We start from the raw sequence: 20,290 nt of genomic DNA, 5'->3' as shown, positions 1-20,290 counted from the left end.
GGCGGCCCAGAACCGCCAGTTGTTCTTCAGTGCCCGCGTCGCGCCCGCATCATCGCAAGCCTGAACTGGCGGACATCTTGTGGTGTCCAGCAGCGGCAGGACAACGGTGCGGTGTCGTCAACCGCGGCGGGTAGCGGGACTTTCTCTAGCGTGCCACGATTGCAAATCGCACAGGCTAAAGTGGCGGAGGGCACGCCAAGATAGCGCGCCACCTCCGGCAAGGTCATCAGTGAAGTACGCATCATAACCTCCTCGTTGCATGTGATTTGACTGACATGGTTGAGCAGTTTTCAGCGTAATTTTATGATCGCGATCAGGTGATGAATTATTTTTGGTTAAAAAATAATCACAGCGTCATCAGCATCTCGTGCCACGCCATGCCACCGTGATCGGAATCCGAAGGTTTGATGTACTCATAACCAAACTTCTTATACAGATCAACGTGATGGGTCTTGCACATCAAATGAATGGTCTGCTTATCCATTTGCTTCATGAGCGTAATGAACTGTTGCATCATCAGCGTGCTGTAACCTTTGCCCTGATACGCGGGATCGAGCACCACTGACATGATTACGACGTTAGGTGCTACAGGATCGTGCCCGATTAACTCCTTAAACTCCTCATCTGACATCACCACATCCCAGGCACAACCGGCATTGATAAAGCCAATGATTTGCCCCTCGCTTTCCAGGCACATAAAACCTTGCGGATACTGTGCAATACGGGTAGCAATTTTCTCGCGCGTGGCTGCCTCATCGCCTTCGTAGGCATCAATTTCAATGGCATAGCAACGATCAACATCGGCTAAGGTGGCAGTACGGAACATCAAATTCGACACAGCAGACCTCTAAACATAACATCTCGTGGACGCCATTTTAGCAGGGTGTCATGGGGAAAGGTTGAGAGAATAGAGCGCTGCTTCGCAGCAGCGCGACTGTTTTAAATAACTTCCACTACCCGATTTTCCCGTGCGCTGATAAACGCAGCATCCAGTACCGCCAGTACTTCAATGGCCTGTTCTGGCGTTACCGGTGGTTCACTGCCATCGCGCACTGCTTGAGCAAAAGCTTCGTAGTAAGCGTGATAAGCACCTTGTTCGGAAGGCACGCGCTCTGAACCTTGCAGCGTATTGAGCGTGCCCCAGCGCTCAGGCTGTTCATAGCCCCAGGCAGCGAGATCGTCCGCGGGGCGCTGGCCGGCAAAAATGGCCTGTGCCTGCACATCCGTCCCCTGCGAGACAAAGCTACCGGCATCGCCATACAGACGGAACTCGCGGCAAACAAAGCGATTCAGTTTGGTGGCGGAAAGATAGGATGTCGTCCCATTGTGGTGCGTCAGCGTCAGCACAAAGCTGGCATCAGTCGGTCCTTCCGGCAGATCGATAATATCCAGCTGAGCATAAACCGATTTTACTGGCCCCAGCAGAAACAGTGCCTGGTCGACGATATGACTGCCCAAATCACGCAGCAGGCCGCCGGTTTCGCCGCCTTCAAGGGTATTGGCATCGTCAAAATCCATACGATTATGCAAACGCCATACTTTTCCCACCCGATTTTGCTCAATCAGTTTTTTCAGCGTGCGCACATCATGGTCGAAACGACGGTTGTGATACACGCTCAGTACAACGCCTTTGGCTTTTGCTGCATTGGCCAATTCACGCCCCGTTTTCGCATCGGGTGCAAATGGTTTGTCGGCGATCACCGCCACACCTGCGGCGATGGCTTCCAGCACCAGTTCGCGGCGTGTTTGCGGTGGGGTGGTAATGGTGACAGCATCGACACCCGCCGCCAACATGTCGGTCAGGCTGGCATAAATCGGAATGTCGGGAAAATCCGCTTTCACGCGTGCGATAGTGGCTGGCGCACGCGCCACGATGCCCGCTAACTCGACGCCTTCAGCCGCATTAATAAACGGTGCGTGAAAATGCTTACCGCCCGTTCCATAGCCCACGATACCGATTTTCATGCTGCCTCCTTGTAACAGATAAGAGTTGTAAGGCAATCAGTAATAACATAATCGCAACAACTAAAACTGCACGCTCACGCAAAAATGGCACAAAAATATCATTTTTATGAAAAATGGCTTTACTGTGCCGCAGGGAAGTTGCGTTTTATCGGCGCAAAGTCACTGGCGTTTTTGCCTAACAATCGCTGTGGGCGGAAATCTGTCAGTAGCTCACTGGCCTGATCTTGCACCAGCTCCTGCGCCACCAGCTTGCCAATCAACGGTGACAGCGTGATACCACTGTGTGTGACTGCCACATAAACACGTTGCTGAGGCGTGACGTAGCCGATGGCAGGTAAACCATCCGCCGGTCTGGCGCGTTGACCAATCACAATATTCTCAATCTGCAATTCACCTGCATCTGCAAACAACGCGTGGTAGCGATCGCGAAACGCCTGAGCAATATCGCCATGGCACGAAGGGGGTGCAGCAGGATCGGCAAGGTCATCCAGCGCCAGCGCCTGCAACAGCAATCGCCCGCCGCCGTCCGGACGCACATTAAGCTGAGGGGAGATTAAATTGGTTGCCAGCGATAGCGGCTGTGGCGCCGTACGTGCCAGGAAACTACAGGCCACCGCGTTGGGTTTGCTGGTATCGAGCAGCGCCAAATCAAGATTAAGGGTGTTAAGCAGTTGATTGGCCCAGCGCCCGGTGGCAATCACCACGCGATCACCCTGCCACTGTTCACCGTTTGTCAGATGTAACGTCACACCCTCAACGTGTTCGCTAAGACGTTCAATGGCGTGATGCTGATGCAATATCGCTCCGTTGGCACGCGCTTCAGACCAGAGTCGCGAGAGATACAGCGCAGGATGCAATACCGATTCGGTTGGAAAATGCCAGATACTTCCACTTACAGCCTGTGAACGCAGTTCCGGCACTTCACGCTGCAACGCATCCGGGGTGACCTCGTGCGCTGGGTAGCCCAGCGATTGCAGTGAGGTGACGCGTTGATGCAATCTCTGTTGCGCATCCCCCTCTGCCGCCCACTCCCATGTGCCGCAGGTCTCCAGCCAGCGCAGTCCATTCGGTTGCGACAGCTGCAACCTGGCATGCTCCTCCATAGAAAGCACATTGAGTTGGTGATAGCTAAGGGGATGTTTACCATTGGAGTTGACCCAGGCAAAGGTGGTGCTGCTGGTGCCGGCACCGATATGTTGCTGTTCAAAAACTGTGACCTGCACGCCCTGCAAGGCTAACGCGCGCGCCACCGCTAATCCGATGACGCCAGCGCCCACTATCGCAATCTTTTGAGTTGTCATAAATGGCTCCTGAATGATTGGGCCTATCATAACAACTTTCATCTGCAGGGATTGCAATGACGATATAAATCTTATTTCACAGGATATAAGAAAATCCTCTGATGCCAGAAAATAGATTTATACGGTCGTCAGCATTTTTCCATCGGAGAAATAGGCCAGCAAATTCTCCAGCACATTATTCGCCATGCCTTCACGGGTTTCATGGGTGGCACTGCCAATATGCGGCGTTAATAACACATTATCCAATTCACGCAGCGCAGGATGAATAACCGGTTCTTGCGGGAAAACATCCAGCGCGGCGCCTTTTATCACTCCCTGCTGCAATGCCTGGATAAGATCGTTTTCATTCACCACCGTGCCGCGAGCGATGTTGATCAGCACACCCGATTTCCCCAACGCCGCCAGCACTTTTGCATCCACCAGCTGGGTATTTTCAGGGCTACCCGGCAGCGCCAGCACCAGGAAATCACTGCATGCCGCCAACTGTTCGATGCTCTCACAGCGTTGATAAGGCACATTTTTCTGGCTACGCGCAGTGTAGGCGATCTCCATACCGAATGCTTCTGCACGGCGGGCGATGGCCAGCCCAATAGCGCCTAAGCCCGCGATACCCATGCGTTTTCCGCTGGCCTTACTGGAGAGTGAAGCGCCGGTATTTTCCCACGCACCAGAGCGGGCGAATTGATGGTAGGCCACGAGATTGCGCGAGAACGCTAACGTTAGCGTCATGGCTAAATCGGCAACATCATCGGTGAGAATATCGCTGGTAATGCTGACCTGAATAGCATGTGCAGAGGTGTAATTCAGGTCGATACGGTCGGTACCCACACCAAACACCGCAATGGCTTTACAGGCAGGCAACTGTTCAAGAATAGCCGTTTCCACACCGACGTCACCGCGCGTCACTATTCCCTGGATCTCTTTACCCTGACGCTGAAGAAATAGCGCAGCATCCTGCTCATCATATAAACGATGGCAATGAAAATGTTGCGAGAGTTTTTCGTCCAGCTGCGGCATCAGTGGCTGGATAATCAAAATGTGGGGTTGCGTAGACATCATTATTTTCCCGGATGGATAAGCATGTCGTTTCAGACTACCGGATGAATTTATGTTACGGCACCCTTGTTACTTTTTTCGCTAATAAGATCACGGGGAAAGTGAAATGAATCCCGGTGGACAATCAGGTTTTATTTCGGATCTGTCTACAGCGTAATGCGTTGAGCGCGCTGGCGAACTCACCTTACGCAGTCTACGGTTAATAAAAAAACCATAACAATTCAACTTACCATGGAAAGCCGCTATGACCGCCCATGTCGATATCACAGCAAGCCAGGAACACGAACTTCACTCTTTGCAGCAATTATTGCAGGCGCATCTTGAGCAATTGCTGCCGGCGGGCCAGCCAGGCGATCAGGTTCGTGCCGCCATGCGCGCCGGTGCACTGGCACCAGGTAAACGCATTCGTCCGCTGCTGCTGCTGTTGGCTGCGCGAGATATGGGCTGCAAAGCATCACAACATGGCATGCTTGATCTCGCCTGTGCGGTAGAAATGGTACATGCCGCATCGCTGATCCTCGATGATATTCCCTGCATGGATAATGCGCAGATGCGACGCGGACGTCCAACGGTGCATCGCGAATTTGGCGAAAGCGTGGCGATTCTGGCGGCGATTGCCCTGCTGAGCCGCGCCTTTGAAGTGATCGCCATCGCACCGGGTTTAGCCGCCCTGCAGAAATCAGAGGCGATTGCGGAACTCTCTTCTGCCGTGGGTTTACAGGGCCTGGTGCAAGGCCAATTCCAGGATCTCCAGCACGGCGCGCAAACGCGTAGTGCGGAAGCCGTCGCACTCACCAACGAACTGAAAACCAGCGTGCTGTTCCGTGCCACCTTGCAGATGGCAGCGATTGCTGCGGAAGCAACCCCTGCCATGCGCCAAAAACTCAGCTATTTCGCGCAGGATTTAGGTCAGGCTTTCCAACTGCTCGACGATCTCGCGGACGGCAGTAAACACACGGGCAAGGACATCAATCAGGATCAGGGTAAATCAACGCTGGTGCAGATGTTGGGGGCCGAAGGTGCTGAACGCCGCCTGCGTGACCATCTGCGCAGTGCCGATGCGCACCTCGCCTGTGCCTGCCATCGTGGTATCGCAACCCGTCAATATATGCACGCCCTGTTTAATCAACAGCTGGCGATGTTTCACTGACCGCGGTATTGCCAATGGGGCACTTTGCCGTTATTGCGCCGCCACTGTATAGCCATTTCCACGCGCTGCAGGCGTTATCACAAGTATTGATTGCGCGCGGTCATCGCATCACCTTTGTGCAACAGCAAGATGCACGCCACTTGCTGAGTGATGGATGCGTAGGATTCAGCGCCGTGGGTGAACATAGTCATCCAGCCGGTTCGCTAGCACGGGTGTTACAGCATCTGGCTTCCCCTCTTGCGTTATGGCGGGTGATCGGTGATATCGCCGCCAGCACCGATATGTTGTGTCAGGAACTGCCTGCGCGTTTAACGTCGTTGCAAGTCGATGGTGTGATTGCCGATCAGATGGAAGCGGCGGGTGGATTAGTGGCAGAAGCGTTGCAGCTCCCCTTTGTTTCAGTGGCCTGCGCGTTGCCGGTGAATCGCGAACCAGGCATTCCGCTGGCGGTGATGCCGTTTCAATTTGGTCAGGATGAAAAATCACTGCAACGTTTTCAGACCAGCCAGGATATTTATGATCGCCTGATGCAGCGCCATGGCGCGGTGATCAGCCACCATGCGCAACGATGGGGTTTGCCCGATCGCCACAGCCTGCATGAATGTTTGTCACCGCTGGCGCAGATTAGCCAGCTCGTTCCGGCATTTGATTTTCCGCGCCAGCATCTGCCCAGCCATTTTCACGCTGTGGGTCTGCTGCACGCATCGAATCCTCCCCGCAGTGCCAGCGCGCCCTGGCCTGAGATGCGGCAACCGGTGGTGTATGCCTCTTTCGGTACATTACAGGGCCACCGTTTTCGCTTGTTCCTGCATCTGGCACAAGCGTGCCGCAACCAACAGCTCTCGTTGGTGATTGCCCATTGTGGCGCTTTGGACGCCAATCAGGTGCAGCAGCTGGAGCGCGCCGGTGCGGCGTGGGTGACGGATTTTCTCGATCAGCCAGCCGCGCTGCAACATGCGCAGCTGTTTATCACCCATGCCGGACTCAACAGCACGTTAGAGTCATTGGAATGGGGCACCCCGATGCTGGCGCTACCGCTGGCCTTCGACCAACCCGGCGTGGCATCACGCATTATCTGGCACGGCGTCGGTCATCGTGCCTCTCGCTTTAGCCGCGTGCACCAGCTTGAACAGCACCTGCAGCAACTGCTGGCGGATGACAACTATCGGCTGCGCATCTCGCCGATTCAGGCGCAGCTACAGCGCGCAGGGGGTTGCCAGCGCGCCGCGGATATCGTTGAGCAGGCACTCGGTCAGCAATGTGTAGTGCGGGCGGAGGCGACCTGATGCCCGAACATTATGACGTGATTTTAGTGGGTGCCGGACTGGCTAATGGCTTGATCGCGCTACAGTTGCGCCAGCGCCAACCCCAGTTGCGTATTCTGATGCTGGAAAGTCATACGCACCCGGCGGGCAACCATACCTGGTCATTCCATCAGGATGACCTCAGCCCCGAGCAACTTCAGTGGCTGCAACCGTTGATTACCTATCGCTGGTCCGGTTATCAGGTGCGTTTCCCCACATTGCGCCGCGATCTCAGTGGGGAGTATTGCTCAATCACCTCTGCGGATTTTGCCCGGCGGCTTTATGAGGTGATGGGGGAGGACCTCTGGACCGATACCCCCGTGAAAGAGGTGCAACCCACACAGGTTACCCTTACCGACCATCGCGTACTGCATGCTGCGGTGGTGATTGATGGTCGCGGCCTGCAACACACGCCGCATCTGCAACTGGGCTATCAAACCTTTGTCGGTCAGGAGTGGCATCTGGCGAGGCCTCACGGTTTAACGCAGCCGATCTTGATGGATGCGACAGTGGATCAACAACAGGGCTACCGTTTTGTCTACACCTTACCGCTCAGTGCAGATCGTCTGTTAATCGAAGATACGCACTACATCAATCAGCCAACGCTGGCAGAACACACTGCACGGCAGAATATCGCCGACTACGCCAAGGCGCATCACTGGAGATTGAGCCTTCTGCTGCGTGAGGAGCAAGGTTCGCTGCCAATCACATTGAGTGGCGATATTGATGCCTTCTGGCAGCAACAGCGTGGTCAACCTTGCAGCGGGCTGCGTGCGGGCTTGTTCCACGCCACCACGGGCTACTCGTTGCCCACGGCCCTGGCGCTGGCAGAACGCATTGCCCAACTGTTGCCTTGTGATGCGGTAACGCTCAGTCGCGACATCGAACAGTTTGCGCGCGAGCAGTGGCGAACACAGCGTTTTTTCCGATTGCTCAATCGAATGCTGTTCTTAGCCGGACGCCCGGAACAGCGCTGGCGTGTGATGCAGCGCTTTTATCGGCTGGATGCCGGATTAATCAGCCGCTTTTACGCCGGGCAGCTTCAGCTCAGCGATAAAGCGCGCATTTTATGTGGCAAACCGCCCGTGCCGATAGGTGAAGCGGTGCGCGCACTGATGACGACCACTTCTAAACCAGGGAAGAAATAATGACACGCACTTATGTGATTGGCGCCGGTTTCGGCGGCCTGGCGTTGGCTATTCGGCTACAGGCAGCCGGTATTCCCACCACGCTGCTGGAGCAGCGCGATAAACCCGGCGGACGTGCCTACGCATGGCAGGAACAGGGCTTTACTTTTGATGCCGGGCCGACAGTGATCACCGATCCGACGGCGATTGAAGAGCTGTTCACGCTGGCGGGCAAGTCGCTCAGTGATTATGTCGAATTGATGCCGGTCACGCCTTTCTATCGCTTATGCTGGGAAGACGGCAAACAGCTCGACTATGACAATAATCAGCCTTTGCTGGAGCAGCAAATTGCCCGCTTCAACCCGGCCGATGTCGCAGGCTATCGGCAGTTTCTCGCCTATTCACGCGAGGTGTTCAAAGAGGGCTATCTCAAGTTGGGGACTGTGCCTTTTTTGCATTTCCGTGACATGCTGCACGCTGGCCCTCAGTTAGGGCGCTTGCAGGCCTGGCGCAGCGTTTACAGTATGGTGGCGAAATTTATACAGGACGATCACCTGCGCCAGGCATTCTCTTTTCACTCGCTGCTGGTTGGCGGTAATCCTTTTGCAACGTCCTCGATCTATACCTTGATTCATGCGCTGGAACGCGAATGGGGCGTATGGTTTCCGCGTGGCGGCACCGGTGCGCTGGTGCAAGGCATGGCAAAACTGTTTACCGACCTGGGTGGCGAATTGTTGCTCAACGCCGAAGTGAGTCAGCTGGAAACCGAGGGAAACCGCATAAGTGGCGTGCAGTTGAAAGATGGTCGCCGGTTTGCAGCGAATGCGGTGGCGTCGAATGCCGATGTCGTGCATACCTATGATCGGTTGCTGCGCGGGCATCCTGCCGCCAGCAAACGTGCCGCCTCGCTGAAGCGTAAACGCATGAGCAATTCGCTGTTTGTACTCTATTTCGGTCTGAATCACCCGCATTCGCAGCTGGCGCATCATACCGTGTGCTTTGGCCCGCGCTATCGTGAGCTAATCGACGAGATTTTTAACAGCAGCCAGCTTTCAGACGATTTTTCGCTTTATCTGCATGCACCCTGCTCCAGCGATCCCTCACTGGCTCCGGCAGGCTGTGGCAGTTTTTACGTATTGGCACCGGTGCCGCATCTCGGCACGGCGGCGATCGACTGGCAACAGGAAGGACCGCGTTTACGCGATCGCATTTTTGCTTATCTGGAGGAGCACTATATGCCGGGACTACGTCAGCAACTGGTGACGCACCGCATGTTTACGCCGTTTGATTTTCGCGACACGCTGCATGCCCATCAGGGTTCAGCGTTTTCACTGGAACCGATTTTGACGCAGAGCGCATGGTTCCGCCCGCACAATCGCGATGCGGATATCGCCAACCTCTATCTGGTTGGTGCTGGCACACATCCCGGCGCCGGGGTACCCGGTGTGATTGGCTCGGCGAAAGCCACTGCGCAACTGATGCAGGAGGATCTCGCTGGATGAATCGCCAACCCCTGTTAGAGCAAGTGACTCAGACCATGGCGGTAGGCTCAAAGAGTTTTGCCACCGCCGCGAAACTGTTCGATGCGCCCACGCGGCGCAGCACGCTGATGCTGTACGCGTGGTGTCGCCACTGTGATGACGTGATTGATGGACAAACGCTGGGCGAAGGCGGCACACAGCATGTGGTGGAAGATGCCGAAGCGCGCATGCTGCATCTGCAAATTGAAACCCGCCGTGCTTACAGCGGTGCGCATATGGATGAACCCGCATTCAAAGCGTTCCAGGAAGTGGCGTTAATTCACCAGTTGCCGCCACAGTTGGCGTTTGATCACCTGGAGGGCTTTGCGATGGATGCGCGTGAGGCGCGCTACGTGACGTTCGATGATACTTTACGCTACTGCTATCACGTCGCGGGAGTGGTGGGCCTGATGATGGCCCGCGTGATGGGCGTCCGTGACGAAGCGGTGCTGGATCGCGCCTGCGATCTGGGGCTCGCCTTCCAGCTCACCAACATTGCCCGCGACATCGTCGAAGATGCGCAGAACGGGCGCTGCTATCTGCCGCAAAGCTGGTTGGATCAAGCAGGCTTAACCGGCCAGAATCTTGCCGATCCGCAACATCGCGCCGCCCTGGCGCCACTGGCCGCGCGACTGGTGAGCGAGGCAGAACCCTATTATCACTCTGCTCGTTCCGGCCTACCAGGGTTGCCGCTGCGTTCCGCGTGGGCTATCGCCACCGCACGCGGTGTCTATCGTGAGATTGGGGTGAAAGTGCAACATGCGGGCGAACACGCCTGGGATGCGCGACAACGCACCAGCAGCGGAGAAAAACTGGCGCTGCTGGTAAAAGGTGCCGGATTGGCGCTTACTTCGCGTTTGGCTCGTCCGGAGTCGCGTCCTGAGGGGTTATGGCAGCGTCCGCGTTAGCAGATTTATGGCGCTGTCGCAGCGCCGCCTGCAACTTAGGTAACGGCGGCGCATAGAGAAAGCCGAACGAAACACATCCTTCCCGCCCTCGCACCGCGTGATGCATGCGGTGCGCCATATACAGACGCTTGAGATAGCCTTTGCGCGGAATATAGCGGAACGGCCAGCGTTGATGAACCAGTCCGTCATGCACCATGAAATAGAGTGCGCCGTACAAGGTTACGCCCGCACCAATCCATTGCAGCGGCCAATAGCCGTTTACGCCGATGTAGATCAGCGCAATCGCCATGAACATAAACACCACGGCGTAGAGATCGTTGAGTTCAAATTTGCCTTCGTGTGGTTCATGGTGTGACAAATGCCAGCCCCAGCCCCAACCGTGCATGATGTACTTATGCGACAGTGCCGCCACCACTTCCATCACTACCACTGACGCCAGCAGGATCAGCGTATTCCATAACCAGAGCATCGTGCATCCATTTGTGTTGAACAGAGGCTTTAAAGGTGGACGCGGATAGGTGGAGAGGCAAGTCACCAGCATTTATTTTTGTAAGATTGAAGACAATTGCCTTTTCATCCATACTCACTCGCAGTGCAACACGTGTATTCAACACGGGGGATTCATGCCTGATACCAGTGTTAACCAAAAGAAAACCGTCAGCGTTACCGTCGAACCAATGCTTTTACAACAGGCCAGAGATGCCGGTTTAAACTTATCCGCGATTCTGAGTGAAGCATTGCGACAAGAAGTACGGATAGCTGCTGCAAAAAAATGGAAACATGAAAATAGCGCCGGTTTACAGGAACTGAACCGCATAACCGAAGAGCATGGTTTATTGTCCGATGAATACAGGACGTTCTAAAAAATGCAGTACATCATTTATAACAACACCAGTAAAAACAGTGCTTACCCTTATCTGGTCGATGTCCAAAGCGATATCATTGATGAGCTCACGACGCGTATTGTTATTCCCTTGTATCCCATGAATCGACTTCAGGCTGGCCAGGTAAAACGGCTTAATCCTGTTATCGAAATTGAGGGAGAAGGATATCTCGTCATGACCCATGAAATGGCAAGCGTGCCCGTATCATTGTTAGGAAAACAGGCGATGGATGCCCGCCCTTATCGCCAGCGAATCAAAGATTCTATTGATTTTATCTTTGATGGATTTTGAGACTTTACATGTCAAGCATCCCTCGCTAGTATCCCCCCTCCTCAGCGGAAATGAACTGCTGCGTAAGCGTTAACGTCAATCAACGCACCATATGCAGAATCGTTCTGCCTCAATTCTATGGTGCGCAAAATATGTCCCATACCGCGATAACCCAAAATCCAGCCCTGCGACGCGCGGGTTTTTTCCTGTTTTTATTGCTGCTTACCGCTGCCAATCTGCGCACGCCGATTACCGCCACCGGTCCCATACTGGAGAATATCCGCGCCAGTTTTGGACTGAGCGCCAGTGCCGCAGGTGTGATCAACTTTTTACCGCTCCTGATGTTTGCCACGCTGGCACCGCCGGCCGCCTGGTTTGGTAATCGCTTTGGCCTGGAACGTAGTTTGTGGGGTTCGCTGCTGCTGATCACGCTGGGGTCGTTGCTACGCATTACCGGCAGTGAAAATGCCATGTGGGCAGGAACCCTTATTCTGAGTTCCGGGATTGCCGCTGCCAATGTCCTGTTGCCACCGCTGATCAAACGTGACTTTACTGAGCACACGGCACGCTATATCGGGTTGTATGCCATGGTGATGGGGATTTAAGCCAGTATTGCATCGGGCATTGCGGTGCCGCTGGCCGAAATGAGCTCCGCAGGTTGGCGTCTTTCACTCGCGGTATGGCTTGTGCCGGCGTTTATCGCGCTGCTCGCCTGGCTACCTTACCTGAAAACATCGGGGCCGCAGGTGCACGCAGCAGCACCCCACAGCGTGATGCGATCGCCCTGGCGCTCAGCATTGGGCTGGCAAGTTTCGCTGTTTATGGCCAGTCAGTCACTGCTGTTTTATACCCTGATTGGCTGGTTCACCCCGTTTGCGCAAGACAACGGTATTAGCCAGATTGAGGCAGGCGGCATGCTGTTCATCTATCAGATTGTCGCCATCGTCTCCAATCTTGCCTGCATGAGTGCCCTTAAACGACTGCGCGATCAGCGCGCTATTGGCTTTGTCGCTTCATTCCTGATTTTTGTCGCGGTAGGCGGCTTGCTGCTGCTGCCTGCATGGTCACTTTTGTGGCTGATTCTGGCTGGATTGGGCGCGGGCGCATCGCTGGTGATCAGCCTTTCACTGTTTAATCTGCGCACCCAGGATCATCGGCAGGCATCAAAACTCTCCGGCATGGCGCAGTGTGTCGGTTACGGGTTGGCGGCACTTGGCCCGCTGTGTTTCGGTATGCTGCACGATGCCAGCGGCAACTGGCTGGTGCCGCTGATCATGTTGCTGGCGGTCACTGTGGTTCAGATGGTGATGGCGTTACTGGCGGGCCGCACCCGCCATATTTAATGTCAGGCGGAGACCCGGCTTTCCTGACGTTCCAGTTCACGCACTCGCGGAATCACCTCGCGGCCAAAGAACTCAACGTCCTCATGGAAGTGCAAAAAGGCCAGCAGCAATAAATCGACGCCTGCGCGCTTCAACGCCATGATGCGCTCGGCGATCTGTTGCGGGGTGCCAATTAAATTGGTCTTAAAGCCGTCGTTATACTGCACCAGATCTTCGAACGACGATTTTGCCCAGTTGCCTTCACCTTCCGGTGACGCACTTCCCGCGTTTTTTACTTCATGCTGGAAGCCTTTAACGGCATCGGGATTGGCTTTTGCGATGATTTCCTGCAGGACGGACTGTGCCTCCTGCTCTGTATCACGGGCGATCACGAAGCCGTTTAAACCAATTTTAACCTGATGTCCGTAAGTGACGGCTTTCGCCTGAATGTCTTCAACTTGCTGCTGTACCCCTTCCGGCGTATTGCCGTTGGTGAAGTACCAATCGGACACGCGTGCCGCCATATCACGCGCTGCACGGGAACTGCCGCCCTGGAAGATTTCAGGTAAAGGTAAAAGAGGTTTGGGTTTTAATGCGTAATCGCGGAAGCGATAGAAATCTCCGGCAAAGCTGAAACTGCCTTCGCGCCAGATACCTTGCAGGCAGCGAATAAACTCTTCGGAACGTAAGTAACGCTCTTCATGATCGAGCCAGGGTTCGCCTATCGCTTTAAATTCGCCTCGGAACCAGCCGCTGACAATGTTGACGGCAATACGTGGACCGTAAAGATGACTGATGGTGGCAATCTGCTTGGCGGCCAGCACGGGATTCCATGGGCCTGGCAGTAGCGCGGCAATCACTTTGAGCGTTGAGGTGTGGCTGAGCAAGTCCTGTGAGAAGGTCACCGATTCATGCTGGTTATCTGCGCCGTATCCGGCAGTAAATCGAATCTGCGTCAGGGCATAGTCGAATCCTGCCTTTTCAGCGATTTTTGCCAGTTCGCGATTATACTTCGCGTCCCAACGGGTGCGCTGTTCAATCTGACTGATCACCAACCCACCGGACACATTGGGTACCCAGTAAGCAAATTGCAGGGGTTTCTTATCTGACATCAGCTTCTCCCGTCGATATATAGCATAAAAATATGAATTTCAATCAAGTTCAATCTTTTCGATATATATAGGGTAATGCAGCAGCTGTGCCAGATTTTCATAAACATAAGCGATTGATTTAATTGAGATGATAACGTTGCTTAACGCGTGAGAAGTTGCAAATACAACAGCCGTTGTAAACCGCCCGTCGCCATTGCAACAGTGAGAGGAGAAGACATTGAATCTGCGCGTTGAAACAATCACCCCGTATGTCCCTGGCTTTTCACCACTCAAAGCGGATAGCATCAACCTGGGTTTCAATATGCTTCGCAGGTTTCCATTTCATTTGATCACGATCCGGCACTGGCTGAAGCCACGCGCAAAGCTATTATCGAACAGGTTTCAAGGGACAAAACGCGGGTAGCAGGCATGCACTTTGGCGCATCGGCATTTGGCGATATTGAGGGTGATGTGCGCTCCGGCTATCTGTTGCGGCCAAAAATTGATTAAGACGCTGAGCTGTGAAAGTCGTTCACGGTGCCACGCGTCAGACCATCCTGCGTGGTCGCCGTAAGAAATGCATCCAGCAGCCCGGGGAAGCGTGCGTCCAGGTCGTCACGACGCAGTGACAAGAGGTTTTCACGGCCTGAAGGTTTTTGCCAGATGACACCACTGTCGCGCAGCACGCGCCAGTGATGGGTTAAAGTGGATTTGGACACGCCTTTAAGCAGCGATCCGCAGGTATGATCACCGCCATCCGCCAGGATATTGACCACGCTCATGCGCATCGGGTTGCCGAGCGCGGCCAGCACATTTTCCAGACGGATTTCATCGCGCTGCGGGTGATTCTCCAGCATAGGCTGCCTCATGATAGTTCGTATAAACACGAAGTATCGGGCAGCGAATGCGGGATGTACAGCGCGGCAGCACACCGCGCTCAACACCTACTGACTGATGGTCTGTTTTAACGCGGCAATGGATGAGGTAACGCCCGCTTCCACCGACATGGTGAGATCTTCCATTTCCAGTGAGACCCAGTCGTTGTAGCCCATCATGCGAACCACCGAGAAGAACTCCTTCCACCACTGCAAATCCTGGCCGCAGCCCACAGCAACGTAGTTCCAGGCGCGGTTTGCCACATCTTCCACCGGTTTGGTTTCCAGCAGACCGTTGATATTGACCAGACCCCGTTCCATCCGCACATCTTTACCATGGCAGTGATGAATCGCCGGCCCCAGCGCCCGAGCAGCGGCAATCGGATCGGCGCCCATCCACAGTAAATGGCTGGGATCAAGGTTCAGCCCCACCATGTCGCCCACCGCATTGCGCAGCCGGAACAGGGTTTCTGGATTCCACACCAACATGGAGCTGAAGTTTTCCAGCGCAAACTTCTCGACTCCACTCTGCTTCGCGCGCGCCACCAGCCCTTGCCAGTAGGGGATCGCCACGTCATTCCATTGATAGTCGAGGCAGTTTTTCAGTGTCGGCGGCCAGCTCACGGTATAGGTGATCCAGTTAGGAATGGTGTCATGTGGGCTGGCAGGCGGTAACCCGCTCATCATGACAATTTTTTTCACCCCCAACTCACCCGCTAACGCCAGGGCATTCTCGGTATCGCGTTTATGTTTCTGGCCAAGTTCACCGGGATCCAGCGGATTACCCGACACATTCAGGGCTGCAATCGACATCCCGCGGCTTTCCAGTGCTTTCAACAGGTTCTGACGCTGTGTGGCACTGCCCAGTAACCCTTCTGTCGGCAAATGTGGCGCAGAGGACCAGCCACCCGTCGTCATCTCAACGCCGTAAACACCCAGTTCCAGCAGTTTATCCAGCATTGCCTCAAACGGCAGATGCCCCAGGCTGTCGGTACAAAAAGAGAGTTTCATGGCAGTCCTTATTGGTAGTTGACCCAGGTCGCGCCGTTGTCGGCGGAACGAACACAGTTTTCAATCCAGCGCACGCCTTCCAGTCCGGCATTAATGTCGGGATAGATCAGGTTATCAAGCGTGTGCTGATCGCCACGCTGGGTGGCACTGATAGCGATAGCGAATTTCAGGTAGATGTTGGCCCAGGACTCAGCCAGACCTTCGGTATGCAGCGCCCCGAGACGCTCATCCGCCAGTGCGCTGGCATGCAAATACGGCATACCGTGATGCATAAGTTGATTTGGCTGGCCCTGCACTTCGTATTTCAACTCGCCGGGGTTGTAATCACTCCACTCCAGACTGGCGCGTGAACCGATAATGCGGATGCTTTGGCTGTCCATTGAACCGGCGTTGATCGACGACGCCCACATACGCCCTACCGCCCCGTTGTCGTAATGCATCAGCACCATCGCGTTGTCTTCCAGCGGTGCGCGTGAGGGAATAAAGCTCTGGCGATCGCACAGCAGCGATTTGACTTTCAGCTGCGGTAGCACCAGTTGCGAAATGTAGAAGGTGTGAGTGGAAATATCGCCCAGTACAAACGAGGGGCCGGCGATTTTCGGATCGACTCGCCATTTCTGTGCTTCGCTAAATTTATCGGCGCTGTCATTGGCGCTGAAGCCGTGGGTATATTGCAACTCCACCATACGCACTTCGCCGATCTCACCGTTGGCGATCATTGCCCGCATCTGCATCAACAACGGATGGCCGGAGAAGCCGTATGTCACGCCGACAATCCGCTTTTTCGCTTCTGCCAGCGCTTTAATTTCCTGCGCCTCCGCGCTGGTGAAGAACAGCGGCTTTTCACAAATGACATGAATACCGGCATTCAGCGCCGCTTTTGCGATCTCAAAATGCGTGCCATTGGGGGTAGCGATTGACACGACTTCCACCCCATCGTCACGCTTAGACTCTTCCTCAAGCAATTGCTGGTAGTTGTCATAACAACGTTCTGGCGCAAGTCCAAGATTGACGCCAAACTCGCGTCCACGTGTAGCCTCAATATCAAAGGCGCTGGCCACCATCTGGAAGGCGGTGTTGTCACGCAAGGCACCGGACCGATGTTTATAACCCACCTGACTCAGGCGGCCGCCACCGATCATTGCCCAGCGGAGCGGGCGTGGAATGAGTTTTTCACCGTTTAACATAGTCACTCCTGTTTTTGCACCCGGGTGCAAATTGAGTTGAGGGTAGATGTTCTTATCTGTTACTGCTGATTCTTGTTATTTATTCATGCGTTGATATCAATTGCACTGCACGTACTGCCACCCTTCACGATATGCTACCGAGTGCAAATCGCGTCAGAATCGGGCATAAAAAGGATGATTCTTGTGCTTACAAGCGTTGAATGTCAGCGATGCCGACTTTTTAGTCAATCTGGCAACATGCAATTCAGCGAGAATGATCACAAAAACCTTTAAATTTGCACCCGAGCGCAAAACTCATTGCAATCGGGTGCAAAGATCAAACATAATCGTAACATCATAAAAACAGGGTTATTCGATGTCATTTGCCTCATTTGCCTGCGCTTAGGTGTTTATTTTCAGTTGGCTTTCACGTTCAATGCAGGGGTCTCCGCCTTTTTATCCCTACGCAGGTGCTATGAATAAACCAACAAAGAAGCCCCATAAAGCCACAGCGAGTGATGTCGCACGACTTGCCGGCGTCTCGAAATGGACCGTATCCCGCGCTTTCACGCCCGGTGCATCCATCTCTGACAAGGCGCGCGAACAGATATTGAAAATCGCGGTGGAGCTGGGCTATCGCCCTAACCTGCTGGCGCGCAGCCTGTCGCAGAAGAAAACGCACATTATCGGCGTGGTCATCGATGAGATGAAGAATCCTCACTCGATGCTGATGCTCGACATGGTCACGCGTCAGCTGCAACAGCGCGGCTATATGGCGTTGTTGCTGAATATTGGTAGCGGAAAAAATTACAGCGCCGTGCTGACGCTCGCCGATCAGTTGCAAGTGGATGGTCTGCTGTTTCTCGGCACCGTGTTAACCGACGAACTGATTGGTGTGGCGCGCGAGATGCATCAGATTCCGCTGGTGCAAGTGTGCCGAAACAATGACGAGCCCGATATCGATGTGGTGAACATTGACGGTTTACGCGCGGGTAAACAGCTAGGCGAACTGTTGCTGGCGCAGGGTTACACCCGTATCGGCTATATGATGGGGCCGGAAACCAGCAGCCATCATACCCAGCGTCTGGATGGCCTACAGCTGGCACTTCAGGAGGCTGGATTGACGCTGGAATTACTGCTCACTGCAGGCGAGTACTCTCGTGAGCGTAGTCATGAAGTGCTGAGTGATTATCTCAACTCGCACGCACCTCAGCAGCGGGTTGATGCCCTGTTTTGCGAGAACGACATTTTGGCACTCGGCGCACTGACGGCGCTTAAAGAGCATGCAGGCAACCGTTTTATGGCGGTGGTGGGTTTTGATGATATCGATGAAGCCAGTTTGTCCAGCTGGCAGTTGACCACGTTTAGCCAGCGATTGGATTTAATTGTCAATGAAGCCCTCAACCGCTTGATTGACGGAAAGGCCACTCCAGGTGGTGTTTGGTCTCAGGGAGAATTGCGTATACGACGCTCTCACCTGAAGCCGTGAGGTAACAAGGAGGAGAGATGAAGTTGTCACTGCATGGTGTTTCTGTCTGGTACAGCAATGCCGTCACTCAGTTACGCATCGCCCACGAAACTGGCTATAGCGGACTGGAGATTCTGCCTGAACATCTGTATCGCTATCTGGAGAACGGCGGCAGTTACGCAAAATATCGCGATCTGCTGGTGAAGCACCAGATTGAGATCACCTGCATTAATGCTCTGAAGCGCATCGGTCGCTTCCAGCCAGAAGAACGTGCCGCCCTGCTGCGTGAAGCGGAGAAAGTGGTGCAGGCGGCAGTGGAACTGCGCTGCCCGGTGGTGCAAATTATGGCGTTAACCGAATTAGATCATCTGCCAGACGCCGTACGTGACGCCATCTTGCTGGAAAACCTCTGCGCCATCGCCGATATCGGCAAGCCACATGGCATCAAATTCCAGATAGAAGTGGTGGCCTTCACCGCCTTCAATTCACTGCAACACGCGCTGGATCTGATTAAACAGAGTGGCAAAGATAACCTTGGCGTGGTGGTCGATTTCTGGCACCTGCACGCCGGCGGTGGCACCACACCGGATGAAGTGGCGCGCATGAACAAGGATTTAATCTACGGTGTGCATTTCTGTGATGGTCGCGCCGCCTACCCCGGCGAAGCCTGGGACGAATGGGTCCAGCGTAATTACGCGCCCGGCGAGGGCGATGTTGATATTCCAGCCTGGGTGGCGGCAGTGAAAGCCACGGGATATAACGGCGTATGGTCACCGGAATTATTGAGCCCGCGTAACTGGGAAGATGATCTCTGGGATATTGCCCGTCACAGCATCGACGACATGAAAAAATATATTTATTAAAAATAAAGGAGACCCGAATAACGGGTTTTCCGTGAAGACATTTGGCAATGGCGGAAAAACTCCAGCCTACGGAATCGCGTGTTGATTAACAACACGCGCATAACGTCTTTCAATACTTTCTGAGAACTTATAATAACGAACACGGATTCGTCGTGGTCGGTTGCGCGCTAATTAGCGTGTGGCCGGCCTATGTCTGAATGTCCGGAACGTCGTGCTCTGTCAATATTAATCTGCCGTGTCCATCAGATGATGGAATGATTAAGGGAAAGAAGTATGAACCGAAGAGAAGCGCTCTTTTCGCTGAGCGGTATTGTCGCGTCACTTGCCGTGGCACCGCAACTGCGCGCCAAAGAGCTGCACAATGTGCCGCTGGAAACCCAACTTAGTGTCGACCATTTGCCGCAGCCCGCGTGGCAAGACGGTTACCAGGTGCTCACCAACCCGCTTGACCGTCAAAATCTACAGGCCATTTTTGATCGTTTGATCCCTGCCGATAAGCTAGGGCCTTCCGCCACTGAAGCGGGCTGTATTGAGTTCCTCGATAATCAATTAGCGGGGGATTACGGTTCAGGGGCCGCGCTTTATTTGCAAGCGCCACTGCATCCTGAAAACGAAGAGAAAATAATGGGCAGCCCGCAATTTCTCTCGGCCCCCAAGGAACGCTATTTAACGGGTTTGAAAGCACTGGAAAACTGGGCACAGAAGAATCATCAATCCTCCTTCCATGCGTTAAATACTGAGCAGGTTGATGATTTTCTCACAAAAATGGAAGACGGAAAAATCGATTTGGGGGCAGAGGTGAATAGCCAGGCCTTCTTTGAATTAATGCTACAAAACGCCCGAGAAGGTTATTTGGCCGATCCGATTTACGGCGGTAATAAAAACATGGCGGGCTGGAAGATGATTGGTTTTCCGGGTGCCCGCTATGACTACCGTCCTTATATCGAACGCCGCAATGAAAATCTGGCGCTTATTCCTGTCAGTCTGATCCCAAACGATTAATACCCCG

General features: G+C 54.1%; 20 protein-coding genes and 1 pseudogene. 11 read left to right on the top strand and 10 right to left on the bottom strand.

Translation table 11 applies throughout. The annotated features are described in order from the left end of the window. Window positions 1–26 precede the first annotated feature (26 nt). The 5 genes from IAE30_RS18380 to IAE30_RS18360 all read right to left on the bottom strand — a co-directional run bounded on the left by IAE30_RS18380 (window position 27) and on the right by IAE30_RS18360 (window position 4,325). Entirely contained in the window at window positions 27–245 is a 219-nt protein-coding gene (locus IAE30_RS18380; RefSeq protein ID WP_369800373.1) for a hypothetical protein, read from the bottom strand. 101 nt (window positions 246–346) lie between these two features. After that, window positions 347–838, bottom strand: coding sequence for a GNAT family N-acetyltransferase (locus tag IAE30_RS18375; RefSeq protein ID WP_200680594.1), 492 nt, complete (start codon window positions 836–838; stop codon window positions 347–349). Between the two features lie 101 nt (window positions 839–939). Beyond that, entirely contained in the window at window positions 940–1,965 is a 1,026-nt protein-coding gene (locus IAE30_RS18370; protein WP_045816177.1) for a Gfo/Idh/MocA family protein, read from the bottom strand. A 119-nt stretch (window positions 1,966–2,084) separates the two neighbouring features. Further along, window positions 2,085–3,266 (bottom strand): FAD-binding oxidoreductase, encoded by a 1,182-nt coding sequence (locus IAE30_RS18365; protein WP_200680592.1) that lies wholly within the window; start codon window positions 3,264–3,266, stop codon window positions 2,085–2,087. A gap of 117 nt (window positions 3,267–3,383) precedes the next feature. After that, window positions 3,384–4,325, bottom strand: coding sequence for a 2-hydroxyacid dehydrogenase (locus IAE30_RS18360; RefSeq protein WP_200680590.1), 942 nt, complete (start codon window positions 4,323–4,325; stop codon window positions 3,384–3,386). 241 nt (window positions 4,326–4,566) lie between these two features. Here IAE30_RS18360 and IAE30_RS18355 point away from each other — a divergent pair, with 241 nt between their 5' ends. Genes IAE30_RS18355 through crtB form a run of 5 tightly spaced genes read left to right on the top strand, consistent with a single transcriptional unit; the run spans window position 4,567 to window position 10,331 of the window. Then, entirely contained in the window at window positions 4,567–5,472 is a 906-nt protein-coding gene (locus IAE30_RS18355; RefSeq protein ID WP_045816180.1) for a polyprenyl synthetase family protein, read from the top strand. A 14-nt stretch (window positions 5,473–5,486) separates the two neighbouring features. Then, the gene (locus tag IAE30_RS18350; RefSeq protein WP_200680589.1) at window positions 5,487–6,758 is read left to right on the top strand and encodes a glycosyltransferase; all 1,272 of its coding nucleotides are present in this window, start codon (window positions 5,487–5,489) and stop codon (window positions 6,756–6,758) included. Continuing rightward, window positions 6,758–7,924, top strand: a complete 1,167-nt coding sequence (gene crtY / locus IAE30_RS18345) for a lycopene beta-cyclase CrtY (protein WP_200680588.1) — start codon at window positions 6,758–6,760, stop codon at window positions 7,922–7,924. Before IAE30_RS18350 ends, crtY begins: the two co-directional genes overlap by 1 nt. Further along, the gene (locus tag IAE30_RS18340) at window positions 7,924–9,405 is read left to right on the top strand and encodes a phytoene desaturase (protein WP_200680587.1); all 1,482 of its coding nucleotides are present in this window, start codon (window positions 7,924–7,926) and stop codon (window positions 9,403–9,405) included. The genes crtY and IAE30_RS18340 overlap by 1 nt, the downstream gene beginning before the upstream one ends. Continuing rightward, window positions 9,402–10,331, top strand: coding sequence for a 15-cis-phytoene synthase CrtB (gene crtB, locus IAE30_RS18335; RefSeq protein WP_045816184.1), 930 nt, complete (start codon window positions 9,402–9,404; stop codon window positions 10,329–10,331). The genes IAE30_RS18340 and crtB overlap by 4 nt, the downstream gene beginning before the upstream one ends. Here crtB and IAE30_RS18330 read toward each other — a convergent pair. After that, window positions 10,270–10,800 carry a sterol desaturase family protein gene (locus IAE30_RS18330; RefSeq protein ID WP_045816185.1) on the bottom strand — a complete coding sequence of 177 codons (531 nt, stop codon included), beginning with the start codon at window positions 10,798–10,800 and terminating at the stop codon, window positions 10,270–10,272. The two genes, crtB and IAE30_RS18330, sit on opposite strands and share 62 nt — an antisense overlap. Window positions 10,801–10,954: 154 nt before the next feature. Here IAE30_RS18330 and IAE30_RS18325 point away from each other — a divergent pair, with 154 nt between their 5' ends. The 3 genes and pseudogenes from IAE30_RS18325 (at window position 10,955) to IAE30_RS18315 (ending at window position 12,828) form a co-directional block, all read left to right on the top strand. Further along, window positions 10,955–11,194 (top strand): type II toxin-antitoxin system CcdA family antitoxin, encoded by a 240-nt coding sequence (locus IAE30_RS18325; RefSeq protein WP_045816186.1) that lies wholly within the window; start codon window positions 10,955–10,957, stop codon window positions 11,192–11,194. Window positions 11,195–11,197: 3 nt separating this feature from the next. Continuing rightward, complete coding sequence (locus IAE30_RS18320; protein ID WP_045834141.1) at window positions 11,198–11,506, top strand: CcdB family protein; 309 nt, start codon at window positions 11,198–11,200, stop codon at window positions 11,504–11,506. 131 nt (window positions 11,507–11,637) lie between these two features. After that, window positions 11,638–12,828, top strand: a pseudogene (locus tag IAE30_RS18315) (CynX/NimT family MFS transporter). A gap of 2 nt (window positions 12,829–12,830) precedes the next feature. On the opposite strand, the gene sfnG reads toward IAE30_RS18315, so the two are convergent. The 4 genes from sfnG to IAE30_RS18295 all read right to left on the bottom strand — a co-directional run bounded on the left by sfnG (window position 12,831) and on the right by IAE30_RS18295 (window position 16,971). Then, window positions 12,831–13,919, bottom strand: coding sequence for a dimethylsulfone monooxygenase SfnG (gene sfnG / locus IAE30_RS18310; RefSeq protein ID WP_200680586.1), 1,089 nt, complete (start codon window positions 13,917–13,919; stop codon window positions 12,831–12,833). A 485-nt stretch (window positions 13,920–14,404) separates the two neighbouring features. Then, window positions 14,405–14,755: a helix-turn-helix transcriptional regulator gene (locus tag IAE30_RS18305; protein ID WP_045834301.1), complete on the bottom strand. Its 351-nt coding sequence runs from the start codon at window positions 14,753–14,755 to the stop codon at window positions 14,405–14,407. An 87-nt stretch (window positions 14,756–14,842) separates the two neighbouring features. Then, window positions 14,843–15,784 carry a sugar phosphate isomerase/epimerase gene (locus tag IAE30_RS18300; RefSeq protein ID WP_200680585.1) on the bottom strand — a complete coding sequence of 314 codons (942 nt, stop codon included), beginning with the start codon at window positions 15,782–15,784 and terminating at the stop codon, window positions 14,843–14,845. An 8-nt stretch (window positions 15,785–15,792) separates the two neighbouring features. After that, window positions 15,793–16,971 (bottom strand): Gfo/Idh/MocA family protein, encoded by a 1,179-nt coding sequence (locus tag IAE30_RS18295; protein WP_200680583.1) that lies wholly within the window; start codon window positions 16,969–16,971, stop codon window positions 15,793–15,795. 454 nt (window positions 16,972–17,425) lie between these two features. Here IAE30_RS18295 and IAE30_RS18290 point away from each other — a divergent pair, with 454 nt between their 5' ends. From IAE30_RS18290 to IAE30_RS18280, 3 genes are all read left to right on the top strand, one after another. Continuing rightward, entirely contained in the window at window positions 17,426–18,439 is a 1,014-nt protein-coding gene (locus tag IAE30_RS18290; protein ID WP_200680581.1) for a LacI family DNA-binding transcriptional regulator, read from the top strand. A 17-nt stretch (window positions 18,440–18,456) separates the two neighbouring features. Continuing rightward, window positions 18,457–19,281 carry a sugar phosphate isomerase/epimerase gene (locus IAE30_RS18285; protein ID WP_200537011.1) on the top strand — a complete coding sequence of 275 codons (825 nt, stop codon included), beginning with the start codon at window positions 18,457–18,459 and terminating at the stop codon, window positions 19,279–19,281. Between the two features lie 273 nt (window positions 19,282–19,554). Beyond that, window positions 19,555–20,283, top strand: a complete 729-nt coding sequence (locus IAE30_RS18280) for a gluconate 2-dehydrogenase subunit 3 family protein (protein WP_200680579.1) — start codon at window positions 19,555–19,557, stop codon at window positions 20,281–20,283. Window positions 20,284–20,290: the final 7 nt, after the last annotated feature.

This window comes from Pantoea sp. S61 (genome assembly GCF_016625145.1).
GTDB classification, from domain to species: domain Bacteria; phylum Pseudomonadota; class Gammaproteobacteria; order Enterobacterales; family Enterobacteriaceae; genus Pantoea; species Pantoea rwandensis_B.
The sequence above is the reverse complement of the archived record's forward strand: the minus strand, read 5'-3'. Positions and strand labels throughout refer to the sequence as shown.

Coding starts and splice junctions, on each gene's coding strand:
- IAE30_RS18340 (WP_200680587.1), top strand. CDS start 7,924: ATGACACGCACTTATGTGATTGGCGCCGGTTTCGGCGGCCTGGCGTTG.
- IAE30_RS18325 (WP_045816186.1), top strand. CDS start 10,955: ATGCCTGATACCAGTGTTAACCAAAAGAAAACCGTCAGCGTTACCGTC.
- IAE30_RS18290 (WP_200680581.1), top strand. CDS start 17,426: ATGAATAAACCAACAAAGAAGCCCCATAAAGCCACAGCGAGTGATGTC.
- IAE30_RS18295 (WP_200680583.1), bottom strand. CDS start 16,971: ATGTTAAACGGTGAAAAACTCATTCCACGCCCGCTCCGCTGGGCAATG.
- IAE30_RS18370 (WP_045816177.1), bottom strand. CDS start 1,965: ATGAAAATCGGTATCGTGGGCTATGGAACGGGCGGTAAGCATTTTCAC.
- crtB (WP_045816184.1), top strand. CDS start 9,402: ATGAATCGCCAACCCCTGTTAGAGCAAGTGACTCAGACCATGGCGGTA.
- IAE30_RS18280 (WP_200680579.1), top strand. CDS start 19,555: ATGAACCGAAGAGAAGCGCTCTTTTCGCTGAGCGGTATTGTCGCGTCA.
- sfnG (WP_200680586.1), bottom strand. CDS start 13,919: ATGTCAGATAAGAAACCCCTGCAATTTGCTTACTGGGTACCCAATGTG.
- IAE30_RS18380 (WP_369800373.1), bottom strand. CDS start 245: ATGATGCGTACTTCACTGATGACCTTGCCGGAGGTGGCGCGCTATCTT.
- crtY (WP_200680588.1), top strand. CDS start 6,758: ATGCCCGAACATTATGACGTGATTTTAGTGGGTGCCGGACTGGCTAAT.
- IAE30_RS18305 (WP_045834301.1), bottom strand. CDS start 14,755: ATGCTGGAGAATCACCCGCAGCGCGATGAAATCCGTCTGGAAAATGTG.
- IAE30_RS18365 (WP_200680592.1), bottom strand. CDS start 3,266: ATGACAACTCAAAAGATTGCGATAGTGGGCGCTGGCGTCATCGGATTA.
- IAE30_RS18360 (WP_200680590.1), bottom strand. CDS start 4,325: ATGATGTCTACGCAACCCCACATTTTGATTATCCAGCCACTGATGCCG.
- IAE30_RS18350 (WP_200680589.1), top strand. CDS start 5,487: ATGGGGCACTTTGCCGTTATTGCGCCGCCACTGTATAGCCATTTCCAC.
- IAE30_RS18355 (WP_045816180.1), top strand. CDS start 4,567: ATGACCGCCCATGTCGATATCACAGCAAGCCAGGAACACGAACTTCAC.
- IAE30_RS18300 (WP_200680585.1), bottom strand. CDS start 15,784: ATGAAACTCTCTTTTTGTACCGACAGCCTGGGGCATCTGCCGTTTGAG.
- IAE30_RS18320 (WP_045834141.1), top strand. CDS start 11,198: ATGCAGTACATCATTTATAACAACACCAGTAAAAACAGTGCTTACCCT.
- IAE30_RS18330 (WP_045816185.1), bottom strand. CDS start 10,800: ATGCTCTGGTTATGGAATACGCTGATCCTGCTGGCGTCAGTGGTAGTG.
- IAE30_RS18285 (WP_200537011.1), top strand. CDS start 18,457: ATGAAGTTGTCACTGCATGGTGTTTCTGTCTGGTACAGCAATGCCGTC.